The following is a 19,723-nucleotide window of genomic DNA, read 5'->3' on the forward strand; positions in this document are numbered from 1 at the left end:
AAGACGGCWTACGMGATAACTWTATGTCTCGTGGGCTCGGAGATGTGTATWAGAGACTGACCTACCTCGCCGGCGACTACCAGCTCGATCTGCCGTCGCTCGCCGACGCAGCGACGTCGGGCGAGCGAGCGGCGAAGGCCGTACTGGCGAGCCTGAGCCAGGCCGCGAGAGAGAAGGACTCGGCAATCAGAGTTTGAGCAGTCGCTTCGCCAGCTTGCCGGAGGCGCGGGGTCGTTGCCGCGTGGTCCGGGCACGCCCTCAGCCGAACAACTCGGGGTCGACGCGATCGGCATCGACGGCTTCGAGTGCGCCGGACACCCCGGCGAGGACGACGTCCCGGGCTCGTGCTGATCCCCGCCGCGGCCCGGGCGCAGTCCGTCCCGATCATCGCGCGAGCGGCGGACTCGCCACCGGCGCCCGGCGACCGGGCTACGAGACCAATTCACCACTGCTGCAACACTTCGAGGGAGAGGCCCCAGTGAGCTTCAAGAGCCCGTTTCCGGACGTCGAGATTCCGAACCTCAGTGTCTACGATTTCCTTTTCGGCCAGGTCGACACGGCCGATGGGGACCGGCCCGCGCTGATCGACGGTGCCTCCGGCGCGGTCACCACGTACCAGTCGCTCATCGCCCAGATCAACGGGGTGGCCGGGGCGTTGGCCGCGCGCGGTCTCGCCGTCGGTGAGGTGGTGGGTCTGCATTCGCCGAACGTTCCCGCGTTCGCGTCGGTGTTCCACGGGATCCTGCGGGCCGGTGGCGTCGCGACCACCATCAACGCCCTCTACACCGCCGAGGACATCGCCAAGCAGCTCACCGACTCGAAGGCGAAGTTCCTGTTCACCGTCTCCCCGCTGCTGCCGCAGGCCAAGGCCGCGGCCGCGAAGGTCGGGATTCCGGTAGCGAACGTGATCGTCCTCGACGGCGCCGACGGGCACCCGTCGCTGAAAGATCTGCTGGCCGAGGGCGCCCCCGCCCCGGACGTGTCGTTCGATCCGGCGACCCAGCTGGCGGTGCTGCCGTACTCGTCCGGGACCACCGGCCGGCCCAAGGGGGTGATGCTCACGCACCGCAACCTGGTGGCGAATGTGTGTCAGATCAACCCGCGGATGGGCATCGGCGCCGACGACAAGCTCCTGGCGGTGCTGCCGTTCTTCCACATCTACGGGATGACGGTGCTGCTGAACGCGGCCCTGTACAACCGGGCGAGCTTGGTGACGATGCCGAAGTTCGACCTGGTCGAATTCCTGAAGATCGTGTCCGGGCAGAAGTGCACGTATGTGTTCATCGCCCCGCCGGTCGCGGTGGCGTTGGCCAAGCATCCGCTGGTCGACGATTACGACCTGTCGAGTGTGCATTCGATCTTCTCCGGCGCCGCCCCGCTGGATCAGGAGCTGGGCAAGGCCGTCGCGAACCGGCTGGGTTGCCGGGTGCGGCAGGGCTACGGGATGTCGGAGATGAGCCCGGTCTCGCATGCGATTCCGTTCGACCGTGACGACATCGCCCTGGATTCGGTGGGTCCGTCGATCGCGAACATGGAATGCAAGCTGGTCGACCCGGCCACCGGCGAGGAGGTCGCCTACCCGACCGACGGGGTCAGTGAGCCGGGTGAGTTGTGGTGCAAGGGCCCGAACATCATGGCCGGGTACCTCGGCAACGACGAGGCCACCGCGGAGACCCTGGACGGGGACGGGTACCTGCACACCGGCGACATCGCGACCGTCGACTCCGAGGGCGTCGTGACGATCGTGGACCGGATGAAGGAGCTGATCAAGTACAAGGGCTACCAGGTGCCGCCCGCCGAGCTGGAGGCGTTGCTGTTGACGCACCCGCAGATCGCCGACGCCGCCGTCATCGGGGTTCTCGACGACGAGGGTGAGGAGGTGCCGAAGGCGTTCGTCGTCCGCCAGCCCGGTGCCGAACTCGACGAGGCCGCGGTCATCGCGTTCGTCGCCGAGCGGGTGTCGCCGCACAAGAAGGTCCGCAAGGTCGAGTTCATCGACCTGGTGCCGAAGTCCGCCGCGGGCAAGATCCTCCGCAAGGACCTACGCGCCGCCGAAACTGCCGGGAGGTAGGCCCTCCGACAAGGCACACATCGAACCGACCACTACCGCCACCCTCATCGACGGTGTCCTGCAGCTGCCCATCTCCATGGCGGCCGCAGGCATGTCGATGGRTTTCACCCAGATCGACGAGGCCACCGAGGCCGTGCGCCTCGGCTTGCTCGACCAATTTGTCGCCGACGACAAGATCCACACCGAGCACCCCAGAGCGCCACGGTCGACGGTATAAGGGCGCCGCCGCCAGCGTGAACGCAGCATCTGCGCTGCCACACGTGTTCGTGCAGCATCGAGTCTGTCGGTGTCGTGACGGGGTTCGAGGCTACCGTAGCCCGCATCGTTCAGGCTACCGTCAGCGATATCCTGGAAACACGTCGTCGAGAGGCTGAACGTGCAGATTTCATCGAACATATCGCGGACCGGATGAATCGATCCGGACGATGTCCGATATCGATCCGTTCGAGACCCATCGCGATGTGACCCCGTCAGTCGCGTCGGAACTGGCAGCCGACGGATTCGACGACGCCCGGGAGATCGGGCGTGGAGGCTTCGGTGTCGTGTACCGGTGCACGCAACCCGCACTCGACCGGATCGTCGCCGTCAAGGTGCTCACCAACGATCTCGCGGAGGAGAACCGGGAGCGCTTCTTTCGCGAACAGAGGGCGATGGGCCGCCTGACCGGCCACCCCAACATCGTCAACGTCCTCCAGGTCGGGGTCACCGACAGCGGACAACCATTCATCGTGATGCCGTACCACCCGCAGGGCTCCCTGGACGAACGTATCCGACGGCACGGCCCGTTAGGTGTGGACGACGTACTGCAGTTAGGGGTGAAACTGGCAGGTGCGTTAGAGGTTGCCCACGGCGAGGGCATCGTCCACCGCGACATCAAGCCGGCGAACATTCTCCTCACCGACTATGGCGAGCCGGCACTCACGGACTTCGGGATCGCGCATATATCCGGCGGGTTCGAGACCGCTACCGGCATCGTCACCGGTTCACCTGCGTTCACTGCGCCCGAGGTCCTCGGCGGCGCCGCCCCAAGCCCCGCCTCGGACATATACGGACTCGGAGCCACCCTGTTCTGCGCAGTCACCGGCCACGCCGCATTCGAGCGCCGCAGCGGCGAACAGTTGGTCGCCCAATTCATCCGCATCACAAAGGAACCGGCACCGGATCTTCGGGATCACGGCCTCGCCGACGATGTCGCTACCGTGATCGAACAGGCAATGGCCCGTCGCCCCGAGGACCGGCAACCCTCAGCCCTAGCGTTGGGCGAGAACCTGCGCGAGATCCGACGTCGCCGCGGGATATCTGCAGACGACATGGCGCTCCACGTGCGACCCGCCCCGGATACAGAACCAGCACCGCAGGAGAGGATTCACCTGAACCCTTCCCGCCACGAGAGGGGGAATCTCCCCCTGGAGTTGTCCAGCTTCGTCGGTCGCAGGCACGAACTCGCCGAAGCGAAGAATCTACTGACGTCGTCGCGCCTGCTGACATTGGCCGGAATCGGCGGAGTCGGGAAAACACGCCTCGCACTTCGACTTGCATCGAGCATCCGCCGCGAGTTCGCCGACGGCACATGGTTCGTCGAGCTCGACGAGGTCGATACCCCGTCCCGCTTGATCGACGTGGTGGCCGCAACCCTCGGTGTGCGGGACCAAACTGACCGGTCGCTACGCGAGATTCTGCTGGACTTCCTGTCTTCGCGAGAACTGTTGCTGATCTTGGACAACTGCGAGCAAGTGATCGACGCGGTTGCCGACCTCGCGACGGTTCTGCTTCAGCAGAACCCGAATCTGCGCATCCTCGCGACAAGCCGCGAACCCCTTGCAATTGCCGGCGAGGCAGCACTGCGCGTTCCCCCACTCACCGTCCCCGACCCCGACCGCGAGCCGTCCCTGCAGGGTCTGCCCCGTTACGACGCGGTGTCGCTGTTCACCGAACGCGCCACCACCGCGGTCTCGACCTTCGCGTTGACCGATGCCAACAAGTCCGCTGTAGCGCGGATTTGTCACCGGCTGGACGGATTGCCCCTGCCGATCGAACTGGCGGCAGCGCGGTTGCGTGCGATGTCGCCCGAACAGATTCTGCAACGGCTTTCCGACCGCTATGCGTTGTTGACTCGCGGGAGCCGAGGCGCGCCGTCGCGCCAGCAGACGCTTCGGTTGTGCGTCGACTGGAGCTACGACCTGTGCACCCCGCTCGAACAATCCACGTGGCTACGGCTGTCGGTATTCACCGGCAGCTTCGAACTCGATGCCGCAGAACACGTGTGCGGGGACAATACCGGCGACCTGCTGGACTCGGTGGCATCCCTCGTCGACAAGTCGATCCTCATCCGCGAAGAGCACGGCACCGCGGTCCGCTTCAGGCTGCTCGAGACCCTCCGCGCCTACGGACGAGAAAAGGCCCAGGAAATCGACGACTACCACGACTTGCGCCGGCGGCACCGGGATTGGTACCGCCAGCTGGCTCGCACCGCCGAGGACGAGTTCATCGGTCCCAGGCAGCTCGAGTGGATGGAGCGACTCAGCAGTGAGCAGCCCAATCTGCGGGACGCGATGGACTTCTGCCTCGCCGAAAGCGATGCCGACGCCGGTTTGCAGATGGCCACACCCTTGTTGCAGCTCTGGGGGTCGCGAGGCCAGCTCAGCGAGGCGAGGCGCTGGCTTGACCAATTCCTGTCACTCCAGAAAGAACGCCCGACCATCACCTACATCCGGGCGCTGTACGCCGACTGCCTGATGTCCGAACAGCAGCAGGACCATCAGCGAGGTGCTGCCCTTGTCGAGCGGGCGCGGATCCTCGCCGATCAGATGACCGACCCGATAGCGCACGCGATCGTCGACCACGCGGACGGCATCGTCGGATTGTTCACCGGCGATCTCACACGCGCGGCGTCACGTCTGGAGCGGGCACAGCCTGTGTTGCGACATGCCGAGAACGAACTCGCACTGCGGATCGAGTCCCTGACGCTGCTGGGATTGACGTATCAACTGGCCGACACCCAACCCCACCGGGCAGTCGAATGCTACGAGGAAGTTCTCGCGATCACGGAAGCTCAAGGTGAATCCGTCTATCGGGCCTACGCACTGTGGGCCATGGCCGTCGCACAATGGCGACTGGGTGATCAGCGCCGCGCAACCGACCTACTCGAAGAAGGAGTGCGGCTCGCTCGACTCGTCGACGACCCGGTCAGTTGCGCGAACTGCGTCGAAGTACTCGCCTGGATCGCCGGAACCAGTGACCCTGAACGCGCCAGCACACTGATGGGGGCCGCGGAGACGCTCGGCCGCGCTGCCGGGAGCCCGTCCGTAATCGTTCCCGACCTGTTCGTTTATCACGAAGAATGCGAGCGGTCCGCCCGCCGGATGCTCACCGAACGCGCCTTCGAGCAACCCTGGCAACACGGCAGGGCAATGGATCTCACGTCCGCTGTCTCCTACGCACTCCGCGAGCAGACCCCGAAGACGAGTCCTCCAGATTCCACCACCCTGACGAAACGCGAAAAACAGGTCGCCGAACTGATCGCCGAGGGTCTGACCAACAAGGCGATCGCCGCCCGCCTCGTCATCTCGCAGCGCACCGCTCAGGGACATGTCGAACACATCCTCACCAAACTCGGATTCACCTCAAGAGCACAGGTCGCTGCCTGGGTTGTCGAAGAGAGACAATCATCCTAATTTACGCTCAGCGTGACGGGGAGGCACGGTCAGCCGGACATCGGACCCGCCTCCATCGAGCCATGGAAGGTTTCGTGGGTACTTGTGCTGGCCGTGTAGTCCACTCCTGAATGCCATCACCAAAAGCCGACTGCACACGGTCGCACGTGCCAGCTAGCGGTGCAGTCGCCGTTTGATATTGAAAGCGGGTTCCTAAAACGGTCGTTTATGAACCCTCGATCGGAACAGCGCACCTCCTGACGGAATCGACAGTGGTCGTGCGACGTTCGGGCCTTCAGCGCACTTTGGGATCAAAGCGGCCGAATACGATCGTCTCCGACCCATGTGGGGTTCAGGGCGGCAACCACTGCTTCCTGAAATGACACGAAGGACAATACTCATGGTGAGTAGTCTTCGCGCACCGCTTATGTGCTGCTGACCACCTATCTCGACTTTCAAGATAGCTACGATCTGCCGATGCGTCTGAAAGAGCAACTACCGAGAGAGCTGGTTGCTGGACTGCGGCCGCTCCATTCTGGTTGCATGATGTGCGGTCAGGAGCCGTGCGTGGCGAATTCGGTTGCGGCAGCGAGCATGGTGTCGCGCACGGTGTCGAGGTTCGGTTCGCGGAGTAGCTGTGCGGGTGGTTGGTTGTCGAGTGCGGGGTTTCGTCCTTGGAACCAGGTTTGGATGACGGCGGGGGTGTCGCGCGCGCCGATTCGTCGTGCGGCGTCGAGGGCGACCTGGAGTCGGTCGAGGATGGCGTGGTCGGGTAGTGGGGTGGTGCCGTCCACCCATCCGTGGACGGTGGCGGTGTCGGGCGCTTCGGCCAGGTATGCAACGAGTTTCGCGCCCAGGAGTGACCGCAATTCGGTGATGAGGGTGCGCGCTGCCGTGTCGGGTCCGGTGCCTGTGTCGACCATTTCGCCTCTCCTCGGTCAGCCCCCGTGTGCTGTTCACGCTACTGCTGGAACGGCATCCGCAGGTCCGGGTAATCGGCGTCGGACAGGGTGATCGTGCGCCCGCACCCGCACGGTGTTCCCGATGTGCAGGAGGTGGTCGGGACGCTGTGCGGTGCGCGCATCGAGACGGGATTGTTCGGGCAGCGAACCCGGGCCGGAGGAACGGCGGGCCCGCGGTAACGCCGGGATCCGTCGGGTTGGCGGGCGCCGTGTGGGACGAAGGCGTAGGCCTGGCGGGCCTGGTGCCGGCGGTCGAGCCGCCCGCGCACGCCGGCGTCCATCTTGGTGTCGATCGGCTCGATGTCGTGCAGCCCCGCAGGAAGACTCGTCGGGTAGAGGGTGCCGTCGATCCAGAGGGTGTCGCTACCGTCGGGTCCGGGGTGTATGCCGCGCTGTTTGGGGTGCAGGTCGTAGATGGTGGTGTAGCCGAGCTGCCAGACCGGCAACGCGAACGTGTCGTTGGTGACGTAGTTGTAGGCGCGGTCGGCGATGAGCTGCCGCGGCTTGCCGATGGTGTCACCGAGCGCGTGAACGGCGGGCAGGCCACCGATGCCCTTGTGCGACCCGGCCGGGGAGAGGTTCATCGCCCGGGCCACGTGTACCACCGGGCCACGGCCGGGCACGGATGGCACATCGGTGATCACGTGCAGGCCATAACCGCAGAAGAAGATCGTTTCCTCGAACTCACTGCTGCGCCAGCCCATCCGCGCGTCCATGTCGGCCGTGCAGATGTAGCGGCGATCCGGCCCGGTCGGGGCGTCCGGGAGGTGGTGCCCGCTCCTGCGGGCATGCGGATGGTTCGGATCCGGCGGCGCGAGCGGATGATCCGGCGGCGGCGGCGAGTCGGGGTCGGCGTCGACGAGCGGTTTGCGGTGGCGCACCCGCCCCCACGTCGAGAGGTCGGTCGAATCCAGAGCCACGGCCCCGGTCGACGGGTGACCCCACAGGGAGGCATCGAGCAGGGCCTGCACGAAGCGATGCTCGTCCCACTCGGGATACCGAGATGATCGGCACGCGTTCATCAGTCACCGTAACGCATCGTTGATGGCCTCGTAACTGATGGGCACACCGTCCGGCAGCTCAAGTGCCGCGCGTTGCCGATCGGTCCATCCCCGCACCACCGTCGCGACTTTTGTCTGGTGCATCGGTAGGCCGAGCATCGGTGTGAGCAGGTAGGCGGCGAGGAATGCATCGGCGGTGAAATTGCGTTGAACGCCGCGATGGTGGTCGAACACCTCGTGGACGAACTCGCGTGCCTCACAATGTTCGATCACCGCGACCACCCCGGCTGGTGGTGAGCTGTTGGAGGGAGGTGTCCGTCTCGTCGGAGTCGGTGACTTTCGGTGCGTCGTGGTCGGTGGCCGTGTCTGTTGGTTTCTCGTGTTCTGGGTGTTCGGATCCGCCGGGCTATTGCTGCGCCTATGGGTGCTCGCCCCGGCTGGTGTGCGATGTCAGTTCTGTGGGTGTCCAGGCGGGCCAGGTGGCTTCGCCGACGACGTGACCGTCGGTGAACTGGGCGACGATGCGCGGGCCGGTGCTCGAGCTGTTGTCGTACACGCTCGCGTGATCGAAACGTGGGAACGCCTGAGCGACGAGGCCCCATATTCTTTGGTATCGCTGGCGGATCTTGTCTTCGGGCACGTCGTGTCCGCCGGCTTGCACCCGGCAGCGCACACGCTGGACCGCTAGTTCCTCGGGAATCATTAGCACATGCAAGACGACGGTGTAGTCGTGTGTGCGCGCTTGGTCGATCAGCTCCAGTTTCGACGCTTGGGAGAACACCGTCGCGGCGATGAACGATTTCCCCAGGGTCAGCAGGTGTGCTCGGGTCTTCGCGGCGATCTCCGCCGCCTCATAGGAGTGGATGGCCGGATCTGCCGGCCATCGTTGTGTGGCGATTTCGTCGGCATTGACGAGCGGGCTGGCTGGCAGCAGGGGGGCGAGGGTGAAGGCCACGAAGGTGGACTTGCCGGCGCCGTTGCAGCCGGCCACCAGGTCGAGTCGTTTCACTCGGGCAGGATTGTGCGCGTGCCGTCGGGACGGTACTCGATGATCTGACCGTCCTCGGACAGCGCGACGGTGGTGATTCCCTGGGCGGCGAGCGTAGAGCCGTAGTCGGTGGTGGCCAGTTGTTCCTCGATCGCCGCGTTGATCTCGGCGTTGAACACTGTGCCTTCTTCGGGTCCGAGTTCGCCGAGCGGCAACCGGCCGGCGAGGGCGTCTTCTACTCGGCGGCGGGCCGCGGTCTGTCGGCTCGAGACCGCACGTCCCACCCGGGCCCAGTGTTCGAGTTGTTGGCGTCCGGTGCGGTGTTGCCGTTCTCCCTCGGCCATGGCGCTGGCCACCAGGTCGGCTGCCAGGCGGGTGACCTTGTCGCCAGTGCTGTGCATCGCTTCACTCTCAGGTGGTGTAGCTACTTGCTACAAGTGTAGCTGATAGCTACAGGCGCTGTCGGGTTCCTGTTGTCGGGGTCCGCCCGAATCCGCCGACGATCGTCGGTCCTCCCTTCGAGACCACGCCGCCGGGTGCGGTGAAGGTCCCCTAGACGACAAAAAGCCGCCCCCAACTGGCCATTGAGGTCAGTCCGGAGGCGGTTTAACGTCGAGGGTGCGGCCGTATCCCGTCGGGTCGAGACTTGGCATTCCGGGATACGACCCGCCGGGTTTGCTGACTCCTGCCTCCGCTGCGAGTCGCGTAGCTGAGCCGCTCTCGAACCATCCCTGAGCGCGGTGCTCCACGCATGGTTCGAGGGCGCAAGGGTAACTGGCCGAGATTCGCCAACTCGCCTTACCGCGAAGTGGTCGCCCCGGGGTAGGTGGGACTCACGGCGGGGGGTTGGGTGATGCACCGTGCATCACGGTGGGCGGCGACCTGGCGGACGATTCTTCTGGTTCGGGCGCTGTTCTGCTGACTGATCAGAGGGGCGGGTCGGTCCGCCTGATCGCCGGTTCCGGTGGAGTGAGACGGGGAGGATTGCGATGGAACTGAGGGTGCGGGAAGTCGGGGTCTGGGATCGCCGTCATGCGTCTCGGTCCGGCGGTTCCACTAGGGGTGGCGTGCGGTCAGGATGCGGGACTTGATTTCCGGGGTGGTGGTGCAGACGGCACTGAAGGCGGCTTCCCGGACCAACCGCTCGGTGGGCTCACCGCGTGTGACCGATCGGCTCCCCGCGGCGGTGGCGACGTAGGTGGCGGCGGTGACGGCGAATTGGCTGGCCTGGGCGCGGGCGTTGTAGATGTCTCCGTCGCCTGTGGCCGCGTTGTTGAGTGCTGTGCGGATCGTGGTGTGTGTTTCCCGCAGTTGCGGGCAGGGGTGTCCGATGCGGTCGGCTTCGGTCAGGCACGCTCGTGCCACGCCGAGGGCGAGGGAGCCGTTGATCCGGAGAATGGCGCGGTCCGCGATGCTGAGTCCGCCGCGACGAGCCATTCGGACGTGGATGACCGAGGCGTGGGGGACTTCGTATCCGTTGAAGGTCAGTTCGACGGTGTTGGATGCGTCGGCCGCGGACAGGCAGATTCGGTTCGCGTGGACACCTCGACCGTCGGTTGCGTCCATCAGGAAGGTGACGGTTTTCTGGGCTCGGGTGTCGAATGCGGTGACGCCAATAGTGTCGACGAGGCCCCATCCGGTCACGAACGGTGCCTGCCCGGTAATGGTGTATCCATCGTCTGTTTCGGTCGCGACGATGACGGGGTTGTCCGGGTTCGCGTAGCCGCTGCCGGAGACCCCGGCGGTGATGGCGCCGCTGCGCAGGTCGGCGAGATAGCGGGCTTTGAGGGTGTTGTTCCTCGACATCATAATTCGGAGGAGGGTGCCGTGGTGTTGTGCCCAGACGAATGCGGTCGCCAGGCAGCCGCTGATGAGGATTTCGCCGACGTCGGCGAGGGTGTTGACGGGATCTTTGGTGGCGAAGGCGAGGCCGTAGAAGCCCCGGTCGCGTAGTGCGGAAAAGTGCGAGGGCGGGATCTTCCCCGACGTGTCGACCTCCGCCGCGGCGGGTCGCAGCACCTGGTCGGTGAGGGTTTGCGCTTGCTGTACCCAGTCGGTCATGGCTGACACCGTATCCACACTGCGCCGCACCCAGCCGACGTAATCCAATGGTGGGCGGACGCCGTGAGACTCGTCCAGCTTCTGAGAACTCGCACCACTGCGGCAGCGGTCCACTGCCGCAACTGCGATCGAGATGTTCCCCGGATCGCCTCCGGTGTAGTCCCACGGCAGTAGCAGTCGGTCCGTGACCCGAGGTGCGGCGGCTCGATGATGGTGGAGGACTACCCGCGAGACTGGTGAACGTCCCGCTGGACGGCTCATCGGACATCAACTCGGCGATGTGCGTTGTGACGCAGGGTCCGGCGGATCTGTGCGAGGACGGCTTCCCGCTGCTCCGGGGTTGCTCGCATGGCGTTGCGACGGTGGATTGCGGTGCGGAGGGCTTGTTGTTCGCGGCGGCGCCGGGCGTCGGCCGCGGCGCGGTGCTGGCTGGGTGAGGGGCCGGTCCAGTCGATGTGGGTCAGTCGCCAGCGAAGGAGGGCGACCGGTGAGCTGATCCGGTCTGCTGTGGGCCAGGTCCAGCCACGTTCTCGGGTGTCGCGCTCGAGGGTCTGTGCGATGTCGTGGCCGGTCCAGCGGGTGGTGTCGATGCCGGCGGCCTGGATGGTGTCGCAGATGTTGCCGATATGGCCGCGGGTGAGAACGGGGGAGCGGGCGATGAGGGTGGCGGCGGCTCGTTGGAGGTGTAAGGGTCGGGGTTGTGGGGTGGGTGTGGTGGGCCGCGCGTGTGCGCGTTGGTGAGCACTTCGTAACGAAAGAGTATGTGAAGGAACGTAAGTACCGGGGGATAGGGTGTCAGCACCGGTCGCCTGGGGATGAGTTGTGCTGGCCGCGGTGGTGGGCTGTTGGGGCCGGGTGCGGTGGCGTGCGAGACGTCGGGCGGCGCGGGTGCGGCACGGACGCGGTGGGCGTTGTGGGGGTGGGGGAGTGGCGTCGACGATGTGTTTCGGGGAGCTGAGTGCCCAGACGGATGCGGCTTGGTGTTGTTGGCCGCCGTGGTGGAGTTCGGCTGCCAGGTATTCGTGGGTGCGGAGGGTTCGGCCACGTTCGAGTTCGACGCCCATGCTCAGGGTTTTGAGAACGCGGCGGGCGCGGTTGACGACGGAGAGTGAGACTCCGGCGTGGTGTGCGATGAGTTGCCGGGATGCGGTGACACCGCGGCCGGTGGTGGAATCCGCGAATCGGGCGTGGGCTGTGGCGACGGCCATCAGGCGTTCGATACCGATGCTGTGGGCGGTGAGTGCGGCTTGGCCGGTGGTGGTGTGGGTGATGTGGTGGCGGAGTTGGCGTAGCCATTCGGTGCGGCCGGACCATACGGGGATGGTGGCTTCGCGTCCGGGTGTGGTGGGGAGGGTGAAGGATCGGCCGCGTTGCCCGGTGTCGCGGTTGTATTCGTGCAGTTTGTTGATGGCGTGGGTGGCGGCGTGGACGGAGGCTTCCCAGGTGTCGACTTCTGCCGACTGCGGAATGTGCGTACCGCCGTGGACGGATGACCGGATGTTGGTGGGCGAAACAGGTTGTGTAGGTGCTGATTCAGCGCATGCGTTAGTATCAGACGTACCTGTCACAGGTAAGTCCCTTCGGGGAATGCAGTACGAGCGTCGGAAGCGGGTAACTTCCGACACTCACCCTCAGAGAATGTGACGGCTCGGCAAGGCCTTCACCCCCTTGGTTGAGGAGGACCGGCAAGTCCTCCTCAACAAAATGCCGCGGAGCGGTTCGTGAATCTGAAACCACCCCCACCAAGGGGGTTTTCGTGTTTCTGAGGGTCTGCTATGGAATTTGGGTTATCGGGTAGCGCGAGGGTTACGCGGTCAGGGGCATCGCCTCGCTATGGGCGTGGGTGGGTGCCGATCCACTAGCGCGGTCACCGCGAACTGTGGAGGTTCGCGCGTGTCCGCTGAAGGGGACCGGGAAGGGTGGTTGTGGCCGCAGCCGCCTCGGTTACGCCGACCGCGGTGCCGGCTGCACACCGAGCAACAGGTGCGCCGCGGCGGCGACCTCACGGATCTGCTCAATCGTGGCTGTTTCGGGCTCCGATGCGACGAGGTCGACGACATCTACGAGCGCGTCGCGTGCTCCCGGGCTGAGACGACACCTGTCCGGTGCGAGGCGGATTGGGCCGTGCGTGTCGATGAGATCCGGAGCGGACATCACGGTCGGCGTCCTGGTGTCGGTGACGAGGAGTGCRCAGATGACGCTCTCTATCGCGATGATGTCCCACGTTCGCCCGTGACGGTCGGTGGCGGTAAGACCCCTCATGCGACTGCCCCTCTCGTCGAGGGACGGTGCAGTCGTAAATCCCATGCCTCGATGGCCGCGGCGACGCACGCCTCGGCAACAGAGCCCGGTTTGGCGGCGAGGTGCGCCCAGAACGCGGCAGCGACAGCTTCCGCACCACTGAACTGATGGCCACTCAGGTAGTCATGAGCATCGACGGTGGTATCGGCGACCGCGGACCAGGCGTAGAGCGCCGCCGACTGAGCGCGGCTGGCGCCGATCGCCCCGAGCCGGTGCACCGCATCCCAACGGGTAGCAAGGGAGTTGACCGTGCCGGTCGGCATATCGCGGCACAACATAGCGATCTCGCATCCCACGGATACGGAGAAGCCGGGAATGGTGACCAGACCCCACACCGGGTGGGAGTACATGTCAGCGAGCCAGTTCCACCGCAGGGAAGCGGGCTCCTCGGTGCCGGGGCACTCGATCTCGCCGGTCGCCATGAGCAGGACGCGGTCGGAAAGACTGATCATGCCGCCGACCCCCGCTCGACTGCTCGTTGGCCTTCGACCTGGTTGCAGTACACCCGGATCTCACGATCGGTCGCGATCACCGTTCCGTCGTGCCGGCACACGACACCCGTCCAGATCATGGAACGCGGCGTGTCCCCCGCGGACTCCACCGTCGCGACATCCGCGCGACAGGCCTCCAACCGCGGGCAGTGCGAGCAGTCACGCTTCACATCGAAGGTGACCCGATTGGGACCCCCAACCACATTCGACGCCGAGAGTTCGACATTAGTGGCCTCGTGGAGGCGGACGGGGTAGATCTGCGGCGCCGTCAAGATGCCCGCCCCGCTGGCGCCGACATCGTGTGCGGTACACGTAGTGCGGTGACCTGCGACGTCTGCTTCTGGTCGCGCAGCCGGATGCCGTCCCGCGTTCGCACCCACGCGGACAGCCCCGAGATTCCGATCGGCTCGCCGTCGCGGTCGTAAGCCACCGCGGCCCACACCATCGATCGTGCCCGGCCTTCCTGCGCCTGTTCCTCGCAGGTCGCTAAGAACGGGCAACTCTTGCACGCGTCGATGGCGGCGAGGAGTTGACCTGTGCTGGCGACGTCGGTGTCCCATCCGCGGGGATTGCGCGTGCACGGGAGTCGCTCATCGGTGGCCTGCGGTCCGTCGACGCGATCGGGGAGGTTTGTGCTGACCCGGCGGAAGAAGGCTTCTTCATGCGCTGCTCGGTACACCGCGCACCGCTCTGTACCTGTAGAGCATCCGCACATCGAGTCGTGGGCTTGGATGAACCTTCGGATTTGATGGTTCGACCAATCCAACACATCTGTTTCGTCGACACCCCCGTCGACGACGCCTATCGTTTCCATTGGCAGACCTCCAGTTCTGCTAGCTGAAGAAGCACGCTGATCAGGGCTGCAACCCTGTTCGGTACGGCCCCCGTCCGGCTGCAACCGGGCGGGGGTTTCCCTCTGTTAGGTCATGGCGTCCGTTCTGAGTAGGTGCTGGATCGTGGAAGGATGCATGTACACCATAATCTATATCCGCCATTTAAATCCGCCGTATGTGCGGATGTCAACAGAAGCGAGGCATCGTGACCGCTTATGAGAGGGAAGAACGTCGGCGGTCGAAGTTGACTCGGCGTGTGACGCGCGGCTTTGTGCCATCTGCGTTGACTGCTGCGCGTGAGACTGCTGGCATGTCCATATCCGACCTCGCCCGCAAGTCGGACGTGGGAGAGACGACGCTCCGGCGATGGGAAAACGGCGGTGGCACCCCCCAAATCGATTCGCTGCGCACAGTGCTCCGAGTGCTCGAGGTCGAAGATTTGGGGACCGTGGTCTCGGTGCCACATGACGAACGATTTCCAGGTGACTGGCGGACGTTGGCCAAGTTGACTCAATTCGAGCTTGCCAATGCCGCGGGAATCAACGTCGCGAAGCTCGGACGACTTGAACGTGGTGAGACCTGGCCGGAGGACCCCGGTGTGACAGCACGAATCGCTGCCGCGCTGAACATTACGGTCGATGACCTGCGAGCAGCCTACGCTCGTGCTCGAAACCGGCCCCCGCAGACCCCTGCGTAGACCGGCGTAGGTCAGTTCAGGTGCGAACTCGTGGGCGCTTGCGTTGGAAGAGATTCGCCGCGAGGTGACTTGGGACGACCAGCCATCTCTCGGCGAGGTCGAGGGCAACATCAAGAATGAAGTCGCGCGACCAACCGCGGCATCTCGCAGCGTGATTAGTGGGTAGGTCGGCGAATTCATCGGCACCTCGCTTTTTCAAAACGGCATGGACAAGGGAGCGTCACGAATGACGCTCAACTCTCGTCCGGTACCGTCAGCGACCTGTGCCGGGAAAACGCATCGAGGATGCGTGAGTTACACGGATGCTATAAGGCTCATGTGGTGGCTCGCAACACGAACGATCCTCTCATTCGAGGCCTGGGTGGCCGTTATCGGTCGGGGGTACCGGGTCAGGTTCATTGGACATGCCGGTGACGTCGAACTGAACCAATGCCAGCAAAGGACCCTCTCCTGCCGTGGGCAACACTCCTCCGGAAGCGTCGACAACGGTCCAGCCGCCACCGTACCGGCGTAGTCGAATCCCTTTCACCTCACCGCGCGGGGTGTGGCCGCCGAAGACTTGCCCTGCGGTGTCGAAGATGCGTTGGACGTCGTCTGGATGGGGTGTGTCCCTGTTGTCGACCATGCCCTTCCACTGGATCTGTGGGATCGGATCGGTGATCCAGTCGATCAGTCGCATCTTGCCAATGTCCAGGAGAACGATGTGACTCTGCGATACGTGCCGCAGGGCGGCCAACGCACTTGACTCGAGACTCTGGGCCGGAGGGGTGGTGGTCGCGGAGACATCGTGTAGGACACCGCGCCACACTGCGCGGCCATCGGGGGATTCGTCCGATCCCACAACCAGTTGGGCGGCACTCTGGCCCAATGGCGTGAATACAGTCGCCAGCCCCACCCACGATTTGCCTGGCTCACGAGTGAGGATCGTGCGTATGAGAGAAAGGCCGTCCGAAACCCTGACGAATCTGAGGGCTTCCGGGGCGGTGAGGCCGCGGCCGGCAGTGGCCCATTCGGGTCGTCCAAACGCGCCAGCGGCTGTCTCCGTCAGATCGACTAGCCGTCGGTCGGAATTCCAAGTGAATCCGATGGCGGCCGACGGTTTGTCCGTCGGTGCTGTATCCGCTCCGACCCCCACCCACAGGTGGACAGCGTGAAGTGCATCGCCGGGACCGACAACTGGCCTTCCAATCACGCGCACAACACGGCCGTTGTCCAGCGTGACGGGCTTATCGAGGGGAACTAAATCTTGCCGCATCTCCGTGATGCGATCGTCGATCCACGCTGCAGCTTGCTTAGAAGGCCGGTTCCCTCCGATGTCCTTGACCTCTCGGAGGATTCCAGCGAATGAGGTTCGACTGCTGGGCTTTCGATCCTTTTCGATGACAGTCAAACGGTTCGTCTGCAGGGTCTCGACAAGCACCCATCCCGACGTAGACAACAGGTGGCCCCCTGAATGCGATCGAATCCAATGTCATTCGAGGAGACTACACAGGCCTATTGTTCTAGCGTGCAATGGCAAGTGGTCAATCGGCGTATACGCTGAGTTCAGCAAGCGAATAAGCGAGCCACGAGTGTCGCAGGACGAGGTCCGATCGCTCCTTCGTCGGACGCAGTCGTGGCCAACGACGAAAGACGTGGCGCAACGCTTCAATGGCCTCCGTCTCAGCGAGCGAGGCGCCGATGCAAAAATGTCGGCCACGACCGAAGGCCAGATCGGGCCGTGCACCTCGCGCTGGGTCGGTATTCGCCGAACGCAGCGATAGAATTACTGTCTCACCTCGGGGGATGGTGATTCCATTGACCGCGATGTCTTCAAGAGGAAATCGGCGCAGAGCATAGTTCACTGGGGCGACGTCACTGATGATCTCGCGCACGAGCTTTGGTAGAGATCCGGAGTCGGCGGAATCTACCGCCAAACGCGTTTCCGTGCTGCGAAATCGTACGGCTTCGTCAATGACGAGCGCGGTCAAAGCGGTGACATTCTCGAATCCCCCTATGATCGTCGCAAAGGCGAGGGAGATCAGTTCCTCCTCACTCAAGCAGTCCTCACCGTCCCGGGCAGCGATCCATCCCGAGAGCATGTCATCTCCCGGATGCTGTCGCTTGTCGTTGATGGCACCGGCGACCAGCATCAGCATGGCCCCGAGCGCCCCCTGAATCGCGTAGCCCTCCTCGGATGTGTCGATCGCAAACATGGGGCGGRCCGCGGTTTGGAACCGGTCCAGCTTGTCCTGAGGAAGCCCGAGCAGAGTGCCGATCACACGCGGCGGCAAGGGCTCGCACAACCCGCTCATCAAATCCAGCTCACCGGAAGCCGGCAGATCGCCAATGAGCCTCTTCGCTGCATCGCCTACGACGCGCTTGTGCGCAGCGTGATGTTCGGGAGCGAAGGCCGTAGTCGCGAGTCGCCGCACTCGCCGGTGCTGTTCACCGTCGATGTTCAGCAGGTTCATATCCAATGCTCTGGGTAGGTTCTGGCCGCGAAAATTGGTAGTAGAGTCTGATTTGGCGGCCGACATGCGATGATCAGCAAGGAGATTCGTTACAGCCTCATAGCCACCGATAATCCAGACTGGGGAGCCGTCGGGAAGCTTATCGCGGTGGACACCAGTATCTTGACGAAGACGGTCATGAATGCGGCCAACGGCATGGGTGCCAGCGGCAAACGGGCACAGGCTCGAAGTCATACCGACAGTGTGCCCACTTGAGTGAGGGATTGATGGAGCCAAGGATCCTAAGTGCGGAAACGAACGATGAAGACCGGTGCGCTGAACTCCTTGCAGCCGCCTTTGCAAACGATCCGCTGATGGCCCAGATCTGGCCCGAGTCGGGGAAGCGGAAACGCTCGCTACCGCTCTACTTCCGTACATCTCTGCGTTCCCATCACCTGGCAGGTGGGGGAGTCGAAATCGCTGTGGGTCAAGACGGCGAGGCAACCTCTGTTGCGGTGTGGGATCCACCGGACCACTGGCAGCAGCCCATCACCAGCACACTCCGGGCCGCTCCCCATCTCCTACAGGCGCTCGGAACGCGAACACTCGCCGCGCTGCGAATCCGCCGCACACTCGACCATCACCACCCCAGAGCGCCGCACTGGTATCTCGTGAACATCGGGACACGACCAGCGCTCAGCGGACAAGGATTCGCAGGCGCTTTGCTGGACAACCGCCTCGCGGTGTGTGACGAGACGCAAATGCCTGCCTACCTGGTCTGCACCCGGGAAGAAAACCTCTCGCTATATGAGAAGTACGGATTTCGAGTGACAGAGGTGTTCACTCTGCCCGCGTCCGGCCCCACGATGTGGTCGATGTGGCGGGATCCGGCAACGCCCTCCTGACAGTGTGAGCGGGACCAGGCCGGGCAAATCGAGCCAGCTGCCCAGATGGACACATCTCGTTGCTGTCCCGCGTGTACGGCCTCCCAACAGAATCCTCCTTGGCGCGCTTCTAACCGAGTTGTTCGTAGGCTGCACGTGCGTAGGGGAGTGCCTCGGTGTACGTGTTGCGAACAGTGTCCTCGGTACGGAAATCAGGCAGGTTAGCGTCGTAGGCTTCGCGGTCTTCGAAGTACACACGGCCACCCAAGTGGTCGGACAGTTGAATCGCCACGGCGTAGTCGACCGGATCGTCGTTCTTTGCGGCATTCTCCGGGCTTTCCGCACCGGCATAGAAGTTCTCGATTGCGTCAGTGACGGCTCCGTCGTCGAGGGCAGGTCGGTTGTCCCACATCTGGCTCCAACCGAAGAGGTTCCGCCCTCCCGATCCGGAATGGTGAACTCGCCAGAATCCTTCAGCCCGCGAGGCGACGAGCGCCGCAATGATGGCGTTATCAGACGCCTTCCTCTGGTTGCCGAGATCGATGATGCGGGTGACGGTTTCCTTCTGCGCTCCGTCGGCGGTGTCGTCGACGAAGGGATCGAGAACCTGGGTAGTGGCGTCGCTCGTGGGTGCTGGTTGTGATGCGGTGTCGTCGTCGGAGTTGTTGCCGCACCCCGCGATCACCACGGTGGCGAGCACCATGACCGTCAGAGCTGTGGTGATGCGGTAGTTCAAGGTTCCCCCTCGTTCGTTCGGTTGTGTTCAGTAGGTGAGGCTATCGATCAACCATCGGCCGTCCGCTTCGGTGAGGGTGAGCCAGACGGTGGTGTCGGGTTCGACGGGGCGGATGGTGTCGCCGGTGAGCGCGGTTTGGGTGATCGTGGCGACCCGGTGTGCGGTGGTGTCGGTGTCGGGTGGGCAGCCGGAGCAACCGATGGCAACGTCGGCAATGACTCGGGCGTTGTCGTTGACCCATTGCTGCCATTGCAGGCTGGGTCCGCGCTCGTTTCGCACATCGGAGGTCAGGCGTGCAGCCAGGTCCGGTGTGAACCATTGTGTCGCGCGACGGAATCCGCTGGTAGGGCTTTCGTCGGTGGCGGGGGCCCAGGCGAATGCGACGGTCACGGCTTGGCGGGCCACTTCTTCCGGCGATGTCGGTTTCGGTCGCTGAGGTGCGCTGGTGCCCGCTTCCGGTGCGGGTGTCGGTGCGGGTGTCGGTGCGGTTGTGGTGCTCTGCGGTGTCGCGGTTCCTGAGGGGTTGGCGTTGTCCTGGCACGAGTAGAGCAGTGCCGCGGTCGCGGCGATGATCACTGCGAGCAGGATCAGGGATTTTCGCATCGTTCCTCTC

19 protein-coding genes and 1 pseudogene are annotated in these 19,723 nt (G+C 64.3%); 6 read left to right on the forward strand and 14 right to left on the reverse strand.

What is annotated here, in order from left to right; translation table 11 throughout:
- The 4 genes and pseudogenes from AC1DWT_RS26285 to AC1DWT_RS26300 all read left to right on the forward strand — a co-directional run.
- On the forward strand, nucleotides 1-197 hold a 197-nt coding region (locus AC1DWT_RS26285), incomplete at its 5' end, for a hypothetical protein (protein WP_477922886.1).
- A gap of 64 nt (nucleotides 198-261) precedes the next feature.
- Nucleotides 262-415 (forward strand): annotated as a pseudogene (locus AC1DWT_RS26290) (nitronate monooxygenase); the annotation flags it as partial.
- Between the two features lie 63 nt (nucleotides 416-478).
- Nucleotides 479-2,071 (forward strand): AMP-binding protein, encoded by a 1,593-nt coding sequence (locus tag AC1DWT_RS26295; protein WP_477922920.1) that lies wholly within the window; start codon nucleotides 479-481, stop codon nucleotides 2,069-2,071.
- Between the two features lie 425 nt (nucleotides 2,072-2,496).
- Nucleotides 2,497-5,745 carry a protein kinase domain-containing protein gene (locus AC1DWT_RS26300; RefSeq protein ID WP_477922887.1) on the forward strand — a complete coding sequence of 1,083 codons (3,249 nt, stop codon included), beginning with the start codon at nucleotides 2,497-2,499 and terminating at the stop codon, nucleotides 5,743-5,745.
- A 533-nt stretch (nucleotides 5,746-6,278) separates the two neighbouring features.
- Here AC1DWT_RS26300 and AC1DWT_RS26305 read toward each other — a convergent pair.
- From AC1DWT_RS26305 to AC1DWT_RS26350, 10 genes are all read right to left on the reverse strand, one after another.
- The gene (locus AC1DWT_RS26305; protein ID WP_206016783.1) at nucleotides 6,279-6,647 is read right to left on the reverse strand and encodes an antitoxin Xre/MbcA/ParS toxin-binding domain-containing protein; all 369 of its coding nucleotides are present in this window, start codon (nucleotides 6,645-6,647) and stop codon (nucleotides 6,279-6,281) included.
- Nucleotides 6,648-6,685: 38 nt separating this feature from the next.
- Nucleotides 6,686-7,657 (reverse strand): hypothetical protein, encoded by a 972-nt coding sequence (locus AC1DWT_RS26310; RefSeq protein WP_477922888.1) that lies wholly within the window; start codon nucleotides 7,655-7,657, stop codon nucleotides 6,686-6,688.
- Between the two features lie 54 nt (nucleotides 7,658-7,711).
- Nucleotides 7,712-7,969, reverse strand: coding sequence for a hypothetical protein (locus AC1DWT_RS26315; RefSeq protein ID WP_477922890.1), 258 nt, complete (start codon nucleotides 7,967-7,969; stop codon nucleotides 7,712-7,714).
- Nucleotides 7,970-8,105: 136 nt separating this feature from the next.
- Complete coding sequence (locus tag AC1DWT_RS26320; RefSeq protein ID WP_477922891.1) at nucleotides 8,106-8,696, reverse strand: ATPase; 591 nt, start codon at nucleotides 8,694-8,696, stop codon at nucleotides 8,106-8,108.
- Entirely contained in the window at nucleotides 8,693-9,076 is a 384-nt protein-coding gene (locus AC1DWT_RS26325; RefSeq protein WP_206016785.1) for a TA system antitoxin ParD family protein, read from the reverse strand. Before AC1DWT_RS26325 ends, AC1DWT_RS26320 begins: the two co-directional genes overlap by 4 nt.
- A 655-nt stretch (nucleotides 9,077-9,731) precedes the next feature.
- The gene (locus tag AC1DWT_RS26330) at nucleotides 9,732-10,736 is read right to left on the reverse strand and encodes an acyl-CoA dehydrogenase family protein (protein WP_477922892.1); all 1,005 of its coding nucleotides are present in this window, start codon (nucleotides 10,734-10,736) and stop codon (nucleotides 9,732-9,734) included.
- A 257-nt stretch (nucleotides 10,737-10,993) separates the two neighbouring features.
- Complete coding sequence (locus AC1DWT_RS26335) at nucleotides 10,994-11,944, reverse strand: Rep protein (RefSeq protein WP_477922893.1); 951 nt, start codon at nucleotides 11,942-11,944, stop codon at nucleotides 10,994-10,996.
- Nucleotides 11,945-12,680: 736 nt separating this feature from the next.
- Complete coding sequence (locus tag AC1DWT_RS26340) at nucleotides 12,681-12,998, reverse strand: hypothetical protein (RefSeq protein ID WP_283336418.1); 318 nt, start codon at nucleotides 12,996-12,998, stop codon at nucleotides 12,681-12,683.
- The gene (locus AC1DWT_RS26345; protein WP_477922895.1) at nucleotides 12,995-13,489 is read right to left on the reverse strand and encodes a hypothetical protein; all 495 of its coding nucleotides are present in this window, start codon (nucleotides 13,487-13,489) and stop codon (nucleotides 12,995-12,997) included. The genes AC1DWT_RS26340 and AC1DWT_RS26345 overlap by 4 nt, the downstream gene beginning before the upstream one ends.
- Before the next feature lie 307 nt (nucleotides 13,490-13,796).
- Entirely contained in the window at nucleotides 13,797-14,207 is a 411-nt protein-coding gene (locus AC1DWT_RS26350) for a hypothetical protein (RefSeq protein WP_477922896.1), read from the reverse strand.
- A gap of 329 nt (nucleotides 14,208-14,536) precedes the next feature.
- Here AC1DWT_RS26350 and AC1DWT_RS26355 point away from each other — a divergent pair, with 329 nt between their 5' ends.
- Entirely contained in the window at nucleotides 14,537-15,058 is a 522-nt protein-coding gene (locus tag AC1DWT_RS26355; RefSeq protein WP_477922897.1) for a helix-turn-helix domain-containing protein, read from the forward strand.
- Between the two features lie 346 nt (nucleotides 15,059-15,404).
- On the opposite strand, the gene AC1DWT_RS26360 is transcribed toward AC1DWT_RS26355, so the two are convergent.
- Both AC1DWT_RS26360 and AC1DWT_RS26365 read right to left on the reverse strand, forming a co-directional pair.
- Nucleotides 15,405-16,478 carry a GAF domain-containing protein gene (locus AC1DWT_RS26360; RefSeq protein WP_283336414.1) on the reverse strand — a complete coding sequence of 358 codons (1,074 nt, stop codon included), beginning with the start codon at nucleotides 16,476-16,478 and terminating at the stop codon, nucleotides 15,405-15,407.
- A gap of 103 nt (nucleotides 16,479-16,581) precedes the next feature.
- Nucleotides 16,582-17,745 carry a cytochrome P450 family protein gene (locus AC1DWT_RS26365; RefSeq protein WP_477922898.1) on the reverse strand — a complete coding sequence of 388 codons (1,164 nt, stop codon included), beginning with the start codon at nucleotides 17,743-17,745 and terminating at the stop codon, nucleotides 16,582-16,584.
- A 119-nt stretch (nucleotides 17,746-17,864) separates the two neighbouring features.
- Here AC1DWT_RS26365 and AC1DWT_RS26370 point away from each other — a divergent pair, with 119 nt between their 5' ends.
- A complete protein-coding gene (locus tag AC1DWT_RS26370) occupies nucleotides 17,865-18,395 on the forward strand; it encodes a GNAT family N-acetyltransferase (protein WP_477922921.1) in 531 nt (176 codons plus the stop codon).
- A 109-nt stretch (nucleotides 18,396-18,504) separates the two neighbouring features.
- Here the strand turns inward: AC1DWT_RS26370 and AC1DWT_RS26375 are convergent, their stop codons facing one another.
- Together AC1DWT_RS26375 and AC1DWT_RS26380 are read right to left on the reverse strand one after the other, a co-directional pair.
- On the reverse strand, nucleotides 18,505-19,110 hold the full coding sequence (locus AC1DWT_RS26375) for a hypothetical protein (protein ID WP_283336411.1): 606 nt from the start codon (nucleotides 19,108-19,110) through the stop codon (nucleotides 18,505-18,507).
- 27 nt (nucleotides 19,111-19,137) lie between these two features.
- Nucleotides 19,138-19,713 carry a hypothetical protein gene (locus AC1DWT_RS26380; RefSeq protein ID WP_283336410.1) on the reverse strand — a complete coding sequence of 192 codons (576 nt, stop codon included), beginning with the start codon at nucleotides 19,711-19,713 and terminating at the stop codon, nucleotides 19,138-19,140.
- Between the last annotated feature and the right edge of the window lie 10 nt (nucleotides 19,714-19,723).

The organism is Rhodococcus sp. P4_B6 (assembly GCF_056402215.1).

Excerpts from the sequence above, each read along its gene's own strand:
- AC1DWT_RS26345 (WP_477922895.1), bottom strand. The coding sequence starts at position 13,489 with ATGATCAGTCTTTCCGACCGCGTCCTGCTCATGGCGACCGGCGAGATC.
- AC1DWT_RS26325 (WP_206016785.1), bottom strand. The coding sequence starts at position 9,076 with ATGCACAGCACTGGCGACAAGGTCACCCGCCTGGCAGCCGACCTGGTG.
- AC1DWT_RS26305 (WP_206016783.1), bottom strand. The coding sequence starts at position 6,647 with ATGGTCGACACAGGCACCGGACCCGACACGGCAGCGCGCACCCTCATC.
- AC1DWT_RS26355 (WP_477922897.1), top strand. The coding sequence starts at position 14,537 with ATGTGCGGATGTCAACAGAAGCGAGGCATCGTGACCGCTTATGAGAGG.
- AC1DWT_RS26330 (WP_477922892.1), bottom strand. The coding sequence starts at position 10,736 with ATGACCGACTGGGTACAGCAAGCGCAAACCCTCACCGACCAGGTGCTG.
- AC1DWT_RS26300 (WP_477922887.1), top strand. The coding sequence starts at position 2,497 with ATGTCCGATATCGATCCGTTCGAGACCCATCGCGATGTGACCCCGTCA.
- AC1DWT_RS26370 (WP_477922921.1), top strand. The coding sequence starts at position 17,865 with ATGGCCCAGATCTGGCCCGAGTCGGGGAAGCGGAAACGCTCGCTACCG.
- AC1DWT_RS26380 (WP_283336410.1), bottom strand. The coding sequence starts at position 19,713 with ATGCGAAAATCCCTGATCCTGCTCGCAGTGATCATCGCCGCGACCGCG.
- AC1DWT_RS26335 (WP_477922893.1), bottom strand. The coding sequence starts at position 11,944 with ATGGCCGTCGCCACAGCCCACGCCCGATTCGCGGATTCCACCACCGGC.